This is a genomic window from Mesorhizobium sp. M6A.T.Ce.TU.002.03.1.1, assembly GCF_003997275.1.
Taxonomy (GTDB): domain Bacteria; phylum Pseudomonadota; class Alphaproteobacteria; order Rhizobiales; family Rhizobiaceae; genus Mesorhizobium; species Mesorhizobium mediterraneum.
In genome coordinates this window covers 1-7,945 of sequence record NZ_RZTI01000192.1, presented here as the reverse complement: position 1 = coordinate 7,945, position 7,945 = coordinate 1, and the positions used below count along the sequence as shown (strand labels likewise).

7 protein-coding genes are annotated in these 7,945 nt (G+C 58.8%); 2 read left to right on the top strand and 5 right to left on the bottom strand.

The window, feature by feature from the left end:
* Positions 1–516: 516 nt before the first annotated feature.
* Positions 517–1,065, top strand: a complete 549-nt coding sequence (locus tag EOC93_RS31330; protein WP_095485542.1) for an inorganic diphosphatase — start codon at positions 517–519, stop codon at positions 1,063–1,065.
* A 154-nt stretch (positions 1,066–1,219) separates the two neighbouring features.
* On the opposite strand, the gene EOC93_RS35165 is transcribed toward EOC93_RS31330, so the two are convergent.
* The 5 genes from EOC93_RS35165 to EOC93_RS31310 form a co-directional block, all read right to left on the bottom strand.
* Positions 1,220–1,531, bottom strand: a complete 312-nt coding sequence (locus tag EOC93_RS35165) for a helix-turn-helix domain-containing protein (RefSeq protein ID WP_245461595.1) — start codon at positions 1,529–1,531, stop codon at positions 1,220–1,222.
* A complete protein-coding gene (locus EOC93_RS35160; RefSeq protein ID WP_245329874.1) occupies positions 1,468–1,836 on the bottom strand; it encodes a hypothetical protein in 369 nt (122 codons plus the stop codon). The genes EOC93_RS35165 and EOC93_RS35160 overlap by 64 nt, the downstream gene beginning before the upstream one ends.
* A 1,211-nt stretch (positions 1,837–3,047) precedes the next feature.
* Complete coding sequence (locus EOC93_RS31320; protein WP_095485141.1) at positions 3,048–3,572, bottom strand: ferritin-like domain-containing protein; 525 nt, start codon at positions 3,570–3,572, stop codon at positions 3,048–3,050.
* Between the two features lie 1,205 nt (positions 3,573–4,777).
* Positions 4,778–5,326 carry a hypothetical protein gene (locus tag EOC93_RS31315; protein WP_095485142.1) on the bottom strand — a complete coding sequence of 183 codons (549 nt, stop codon included), beginning with the start codon at positions 5,324–5,326 and terminating at the stop codon, positions 4,778–4,780.
* A gap of 10 nt (positions 5,327–5,336) precedes the next feature.
* Complete coding sequence (locus tag EOC93_RS31310; protein ID WP_127206553.1) at positions 5,337–6,512, bottom strand: zinc-dependent alcohol dehydrogenase; 1,176 nt, start codon at positions 6,510–6,512, stop codon at positions 5,337–5,339.
* Positions 6,513–6,966: 454 nt separating this feature from the next.
* On the opposite strand from EOC93_RS31310, the gene EOC93_RS31305 reads away from it, so the two are divergent.
* Complete coding sequence (locus EOC93_RS31305; RefSeq protein ID WP_164897571.1) at positions 6,967–7,671, top strand: ATP-binding protein; 705 nt, start codon at positions 6,967–6,969, stop codon at positions 7,669–7,671.
* The last annotated feature ends 274 nt before the right edge of the window (positions 7,672–7,945 follow it).

Here is a 7,945-nt window from a genome sequence, read left to right as displayed (position 1 = left end):
TTGTGGGCGCGGAGCTGAATGCCGAGATGGAGCATCAGACCGCCAAGGACACCACCACAGGTGCGCAGCAGCCGATGGGTGCGCGAGGTGCCACGGTCGCCGACACGCTGGGCGGATCGGCCGATGCTGCCAACCAGCAGTCGCGTTCGGGCGAGCGCAACACGTAGCGCGCAGATCACTTTGCATCTCCCCGCAACTTCGCTTGGCGCAAATGACGGTGCTAGATGGCCGTCATCTTTAGACAGGCATATCGAGCGATGTGAGGTAATCCTCCCCATCACCGGAAAGACAAAGCAGGGTTCAGATGCCGCTCCCTCGCTTCGGCCCTGTTGGGGGCGCGCTTGCCGAGGGCTTCAGGCGGAAAGCTTCCAAGAGGGGCCGCAGCGGCCAAGCAGCCGGGCGGCCGAGACCAGGCTCCGATGCCTTCGAGACCCGGGTAGGCACGTTCGGAACAAATCCGCCATCCGCCGCTTAGAGGGGTCTAGAGCCATTGGCATGGACTGGCGAGGACCAAACGTGGCGAATTATCTGACACTGCCTACGACTACATCGAAAGGTCGGATCAGGGTGGTCGTGGAAACGCCGCGTGGCGCCGAAGCAAAGTTGACTTACAAGCCCAAGAAGAAGCTTTTCGAATATACGCGGCCGCTTCCAGCGGGCCTTGCCTACCCGTACGACTGGGGCTTCCTGCCTTCTACACTGGGCGACGATGGCGATGCCCTAGACGGTCTAGTCATCCATGAGGCAGCCAGCGCCCCCGGTGTTGTCATCAAGTGCGATCTGCTCGCGGCCCTTCGTGTCATGCAAACGGAGAACGGCGAGACCGTGAGAAACGATCGCTATGTATTTTGCCCGCACAAGCAAGATGCGCATAGCGAGTCTCTCCTTGGCGAGAATGTTCCGGATCGTTTGCGATCCCAGATCGAGCAGTTTTTCCTCGCGTCGGTGTCCGGCACCGACAAGCAGATCGAATTCGAAGGGTGGCACGATTCCAGCCAAGCTCTCCGGAACATCCATCGGGCCATGAGAACTTTCAAGCGGAAACAGCGAGCCGCCGCTCTCTGAGCGTTCCAATACTAATAAGAGTGCAGCTTGAGAACACAAGGCTGCCTTGGACGCCGCGCGGGCACCTTCACGGGTCCAACATGGGCGAAGTGCACACGTAAGCTGACAGCTGGTAGCGAAAGTCCCAGATCATGAGTGCCGGTCGCGAAGCGATTTATGCCGTGAAGAATTTGATGGCGAAAGGGTAAGGCGATGGGGAAACGCTAATGGAGATGCGTCCTTGGAATTGCCGACGACGGGTGCTCGTCGCTAGTGACTTTCGCCGAAGCCGCAGATAATAGCGGTTAGTCGATTTCCCCAGCAACCGCTCATATTCCCTCTCCGGCTCGCTGTAGGTGCCATCGGCCAACTGGAACAGACCATCACGATCGCTGATGACGATCTCACCCCGCGTGGCTCTGATCAGGCCCCTGCCCTCAAGCTCCTGGATGGCAACCGTGACACCCGGTCGCCGCACACCGAGCATGACGGACATGATTCGTGGGTGATTGCAAACCGGTCGTTGCGGACGCGGTCGTGGCACATCAGAAGCCAGCGAGCCAAACGTTCGTCCAACTTCGACCGTGCGTTCACCAGGGCGGTGTAGCTGGTCTGAATATAGAGGGTCTGGACATAGAGAAGCAGAACAGCCTTCAGCGTAGTGCTCTCAGACAGAGCAGACGACAGTGCCGGGGCTGGAATTCGCAAGCCGCTTCCCGCCAGCTGCATATAGGTGTCATGCGCGGCGCGATCGCCGCCTAGGGCCACTAAGGCTCCGGTCATGCCGGTCATGCTTCCATGCCGATCAGGCCGACCTCAGTATCCCGGCACACGCAAAGGGTTCGCCGTTCCATTTTGCGAAGCGACGGGCCCATGAGTGCCCGGCATTGGGGCACAGGCATTGCTGACCGTCCGATTGAGGTGCCAGACAAATTGATCCACTGCTGGGCACCCTTGGCCTCTGTACCAGCGCGTTAGGACGTCCGAAGAGTAAGCTGGCTGCCCTGGGAGTAACACGCGGGAGCCTGGGTTAGGCCCGCCGCCTCATGCTGACGCCAGAGGCAGTGAAGGGAATCGATCGCACCTGCGATGTCAAACTCGCAGCAGCTAAGACAAGCGCTCTCTTCCGGCCAGCACTGAAACCCCGTGTTAACGTCGTTCGTGGCTGAGATGATGCGGCCGCAGCTTGAAAGTGTAAGGTACGGCTCGCTGCCAGGCACGGAGGCGAAAATGAAATTGCTGGAATTGCGCTCTTGTGCACGGGCATGATCAGCGCAGCAATGCCAGCCATTCGCGCTGAGGATCAGCTTGTTCCGCCTAACCACGTAGAAGCGCCAGAGCCGGCAGTTCATTGCGAGGGCCAAAACTGCCTTCCACCATCCGATGACCCTGTCGAGGAATGCAAGGGGCAAGATTGCACGCCGGCTCCGCCGGTTGACCCAGGTCCGCAGATTGAACAGGTCGACTGAACAGCATCAGCCGAACACCCCAACCACGAAGGTGATCGTAGACCTGCGGAGAAGGTTGGATCCAGGTCCTCTCCCTCCGCCGGTGTGGTTTGACGACATCGATCAGCCTAATGCGATCGCGCTTTCGTTCAATCGGTACCCCGTCCGTGGTGAGGAAGCGGAACGGCTTCGGGAAGGCCGCGAATATTGTCACCCCCGCCGAATACACTTTCATCTTGCCGACGCAGTACGCATTTCGGCCTGAATGCTGGCGAACAGCCGGATTTCGAGGGCAATCCGCCGGGCCGCATCGGCACCCCCCCCGGTTGGTTTTGATCCCCATGATAAGGTCGTCGCGCTCTGGCGTACGGCTTCCAGGCGACCAAGAAAGAGGACGACAGTGCCATCGTCGATCAGACGGTTGACCGAGATGTTGGGCTCGAACAGGAGTTGCCGCAGGCACCGGCGACAAAGGCGCGCCTCCGTCGTCCGGAGGCGCGTTCTCTCTCTTGTTCATGACGTGCTCATTGATTCTGCTTCCGAAGCGCCGTTTAACTAGGCAGCTTCCTGCATCGCTCGCTCGTTGACGCTGGTCTCCCCAAGCTGCGTCAGCGCTTCGTCAGTCGCCTTTTCCTCTTCGAGCGTCTCCTCGAGCAGTGGCACGGCATCCTTTAGGCCGAGCAGTCCGGCCCAGGTGATCAGCGTGCCATAGCGGGCGATCTCATAGTGTTCGACAGCTTGCGCCGCCGCCACAAGACCAGCGTCCAGAGCTGGAGCTTCCTTGAATTCCTCCAGTATCTCCTGTCCTTCCTCAATAATGCCGTCGATCGCGGGACATGTCTTTCCTTGTGCCCGTTTGCCGAAAATCTCGAAGACCTGCTGCAGCCGTTCGATCTGAGCCTCCGTCTCGTCGCGGTGCTTTTCGAATGCGGCGGTCAGTTGGTCGGATTCGGCACCCTTCGCCATCTTCTTCAGCGCAGTCAGGATTTTGCGCTCAGCGTAGTAGACGTCCTTCAGTCCGTCGTGGAAAAGATCTTCGAGGCCCTTGGCCTTGCTCTGCGATTCATTTTTCATAGCCATCGTCGTCTCCGAATGTGAGAAACGCGTGTCTGGTGGCACGCGCAGCTTTAACCAAAGTGGGTGCTGTTTGTTCCTTTGGCCCGATCGGCAATCCTCTGTGCCTGGACGTCATCGACGTAACCGAACAAACCGCAACGCCCCTCAGTAGTGCCTCACGCCTACACGGGCCTGGATTGCGAGGGATTGAGGCAGCGCGCAAGCGGCCATTTCGCTGGATGCCGGCGAAACGTGCAACCCGCCCCGGTGTTCCGTGCACTAAAGAAAGCCCGCGCCCTTCGGGAAAAAAGGACGCGGGCCCATCGGGAGTCATCCATGTCGCAGCTGCACAAATGAAACTTTCAGCCCGCGCCGAAGTTCCACACGGAAACAAGAAAGGCCCGCCGCGCCTCCAGCCGCGCCGCTCCACTGGCCACCAAACGAAATATGAAACCGGCGCCCGAGGGGATGGGAAGGACGCGGCCTGATCAGAGGGTGCAGTCCGATCAGCACTAGGGCAAGTGCTGCACGACCCGAACGCATTGGCTCGGCCAGGTTCCCGCACGGAATACAAGCCCACCGCCAGAACCCGCCCTCGCTCGATTTCAGCCAAGCCGCCTACCGTCTCCCCCGAATGCCAGGTCGGAAGAACGGACGAGCGTCTGTAACCGAGAGCGATCACGGCTGAGTTCTGGAGGACGAGTTCCAGGATTTCTATCCCGTCCAGACTCTAGCCGTGCCTGCTTGCGACGGATGAATTTGCCTTCGGACAGTGGCGCTTGGCCTGCCGTTCAGGAACAACAACGCCCAAGCCAAGTTTGGTGGTCCAGGAGGTAACGACAATGCGCATACTGAGAACCTTCTTTGAATACTTGTGGCGCTCGAACAGCAAGTCGCCAACAGACCTTGCGCCGCCCGTCGACGCGATCGTTCGGCTGCTGAAAGAAAAGCAAAAACTCGCTACAAAGAAAGGACTTGGTCGACCAGATTAGACTGCTGGCGGCTGACCGTGCTGTAGCGAAGGATGTGGCGACGGGGCACACAGCATCACGCGTCACCTTGCCTATCTGCAGCTTTAGACGGAAACTTGCCATCGGGAACGGTGCACCCGCGGCAGGCTCGGGCATGCGGCAATGCCTTGGTCGCCTGGAGCAGCGCCAATCGGCGCCGTGTGTATCGGCGGCAATCACGAGAGAAGGAGGATCAGGTTCGCGCCAGTTAGTCACCGCTCAATTCTGGCTGGCAGGTGACGACATGTCTTTTCGTGCAAGGCCCCGCACAGCTTCAAGACCCCGTGGGAAGCCGCTGCGGTTACTAAAATCCTGCGGTTGCCGGCGACCTCGAGCGTGCCGGGCGCTTACCTTTTGCGCCGTCAATAAATCGATGAGTGTCACACCGGCAACGAGCACCAATGCAAGTCCGACGTTGTCACGTTTTGGATTGTCATGCCGGAACGCCCATAGGAGTGTTCCGATGTCGAGCCCATCACCGGCCACACGGCTCCAAAGCCCGGACTGTCTGTCTGCCGACAAGGACAGAATGCCGCTGCTGAGTTCACGCGCTCCATAGGCGCGGATCACGCCTTCCTTACCAGGTATGCCGAGTGCGCGGGCGATGCGCTCGGAGGCTATGAGTTCGACCATGCCCAGCGCAATGCTAAACCATCCGAGTTTGCGCGCTACCATATCGGAGGGCGCGAGCGCCTTTGGGCCAGATTTTACGACCTTTGGGTCGCTTGGCCGTCTGCTGAGATTGCCGAATTTGCTAAGCATGTTCATGACACTGATCCTATGGCTTCAGTACAACTTTGACGCAACTGTCCTGCTTGTCGCGAAAGATCTTGTACATCTCGGGTCCTTGTTCGAGCCCGGCAGTGTGGGTGATGACAAACGACGGGTCGATCTGACCTTCTTCGATGCGGCGCATTAGGTCGTCGGTCCAGCGGTTCACATGGGTCTGGCCCATCCTGAAGGTCAGGCCTTTGTTCATGGCTTGGCCCATCGGGATCTTGTCGACGAGCCCACTGTACACGCCCGCGATTGAGATGACGCCGGCTGGCCTGCAGACATAGATCATTTCACGCAGCACGTGGGGCCGATCGCTCTCCATCAGCATCATCTGCTTCGCGCGGTCATAAACGGTGTCCGGTTGACGGAAGGACACGTGACTTTCCATCCCGATGGCGTCGACGCATTTATCTGGCCCATTGCCGCCTGTAAGCTCGTTCAGCCTTTCGACAACGCTCTCCTCCAGGAAGTTGATGGTAATCGCGCCGCCCGCTCCGGCCATGGAAAGGCGTTCGGGCAGGCAATCTATACCCACGACCTGCTTGGCACCGAGAAGAATGGCGCTGCGAATTGCCATCTGCCCCACCGGGCCACAGCCCCAGATCGCGACGGTGTCGGAGGGCTCGATTTCGCACTGGACAGCAGCCTGCCAGCCAGTTGGCAATATGTCGCCAAGGAAGAGGACCTGCTCATCGGAGAGCCCGACCGGTACCTTGATGTGCGTTGCATCGGCAAATGGTACGCGAACATACTCGGCTTGTCCGCCCGGATAACCGCCAGTCAGATGGGTATACCCAAACAGCCCAGCCGTCGTGTGACCGAACGCCTTGTCGGCAATGTTCTTGTTGCGGTTGGTTCGTTCGCAGACCGAGAAGTTCTTGCGCTTGCACTGGTCACATTCCCCGCAAATGATGGTGAAGGGAACGACGATGCGGTCTCCCTTCCTAAGCGCGCCGTTTACCCCGGATCCAACTTCCACCACCTCACCCATCATTTCGTGGCCCATTATGTCGCCTGGCAGAATTGCCGGAATGAGGTTGTGATAGAGATGCAGGTCCGAGCCGCAGATCGCGCAGCTCGTCACCTTGACAATGACGTCGCGCGGGTCCTCGATTTCGGGATCGGTAACTTCATCGCAACGTATGTCTTCTGTTCCATGCCAAACCAGCGCTCGCATGCTTAATCTCCCGTAGGCCTGGTTCGCGGCGTCGTGAGAGCGAGCTCGGCCGCTTTCCTTCAGGCTGTGAATTGGCTTTCCGGGGTCCAACCGCGAGGCAGCATCCATGTTCCCCGCCTTCGTTAAAAAACTTAGGCCGGCTTGGGAAGGTGGGGCTGATGGCAGTGTCGGAGCGTCGAGAAGGCGGTGGCGCCCTGCCGGACATCGTTAAGAAAGGTCAAGGAAGCGTGCAACGTCTCCGGGCTTCGCCGTGGGTGGTGGTGCATGGCGGCAACGTGATGGGGCAGGTTGCGAGTCCGGGTGGAGAAGGTTGGATTTCAGGTGCTCCCCCTCAATCACGACATAGGGTTTGCACATGTGAGGAACGTCGGTGGCCTTCGCGCAGTTGCGGGCGTGAACTGGAGCGTGATCGCCGTCGATGTAGAAAGCAGATTTCCTTTCGCCAGCTTCGATTTTGCTGCCAAAGGCATTCTCATCTTTAAGGAAACCGTTCCGCAATATCTCACCCTCAGGTGGGGCGGCACTGCCGGACGGAACCGCAATTCATCGCGCCGAACTCGATCACCTGTTATCGCTGGTTCAAGATTCCGAAAGCAGCACAACGGCGCTCTTGGGACCTCCTGGCGCCGGAAAATCTGCATTGCTGGCAGCATTCGGCCAGCGCCTTCATGACCAAAACATTCCATTCCTGGCGATCAAAGCAGACTTGCTAGACCTCGACATTTCTGACGAGGAAGGACTTTCACAATCCATCGGCCTGGATCACATTCCGACAAAGCTTCTACTTGGGCTGTCGCTCACGCGTCCGACCGTGCTCATCATTGACCAGCTTGACGCACTGGCTGGGTATGTAGACCTACGCACCGGTCGTCTTAATGTCCTACTCAATCTTGTACGCAGGCTGAGCGGCGCACGGAACATGCACATCGTCTTTTCCGCCCGCACCTTTGAATATGAACACGATGTCCGCCTTCGAACCATTCGTGCCGAAAGTCTTAACCTGGAGTTGCCGCCCTGGAGCACGGTACTCAGAGCCGCCGCCGCCAGGTGGAAACATTCTGTCGGCAGTTCCGGCGACGTGCAGATCGTCAACTTCGATTGGCAGAGACGGGATTTTGGCACAACGCTGTTGGAAAAAGGTCGTGGCCGTGCAAAGTGACGCAAGGTTGACTGAACTCTCAGCAAGACGGCCTGTGTTGCCCATGGCTCTGCCGCTCCGTGACGCGGGCTCGTCCAACACCTGACATCGCTCAGCCGCTTCCGGCGTTGGCGGTGTCGAGCAAAGTGCATGACTGAGACTGAAGCTCCCACGCAAAGCACAGGCGACCAAGATGACATCAGATTCAGACAAGGCAGTTGAGCAATTGCTCGATACGCCTGACCTTGCCACCGCGCTGGAAAGCGAGCAGTTCAAAAAATTTCTTGACCAGGTG

Coding starts and splice junctions, on each gene's coding strand:
- EOC93_RS35165 (WP_245461595.1), bottom strand. CDS start 1,531: ATGCTCGGTGTGCGGCGACCGGGTGTCACGGTTGCCATCCAGGAGCTT.
- EOC93_RS31320 (WP_095485141.1), bottom strand. CDS start 3,572: ATGGCTATGAAAAATGAATCGCAGAGCAAGGCCAAGGGCCTCGAAGAT.
- EOC93_RS35160 (WP_245329874.1), bottom strand. CDS start 1,836: ATGACCGGCATGACCGGAGCCTTAGTGGCCCTAGGCGGCGATCGCGCC.
- EOC93_RS31315 (WP_095485142.1), bottom strand. CDS start 5,326: ATGAACATGCTTAGCAAATTCGGCAATCTCAGCAGACGGCCAAGCGAC.
- EOC93_RS31310 (WP_127206553.1), bottom strand. CDS start 6,512: ATGCGAGCGCTGGTTTGGCATGGAACAGAAGACATACGTTGCGATGAA.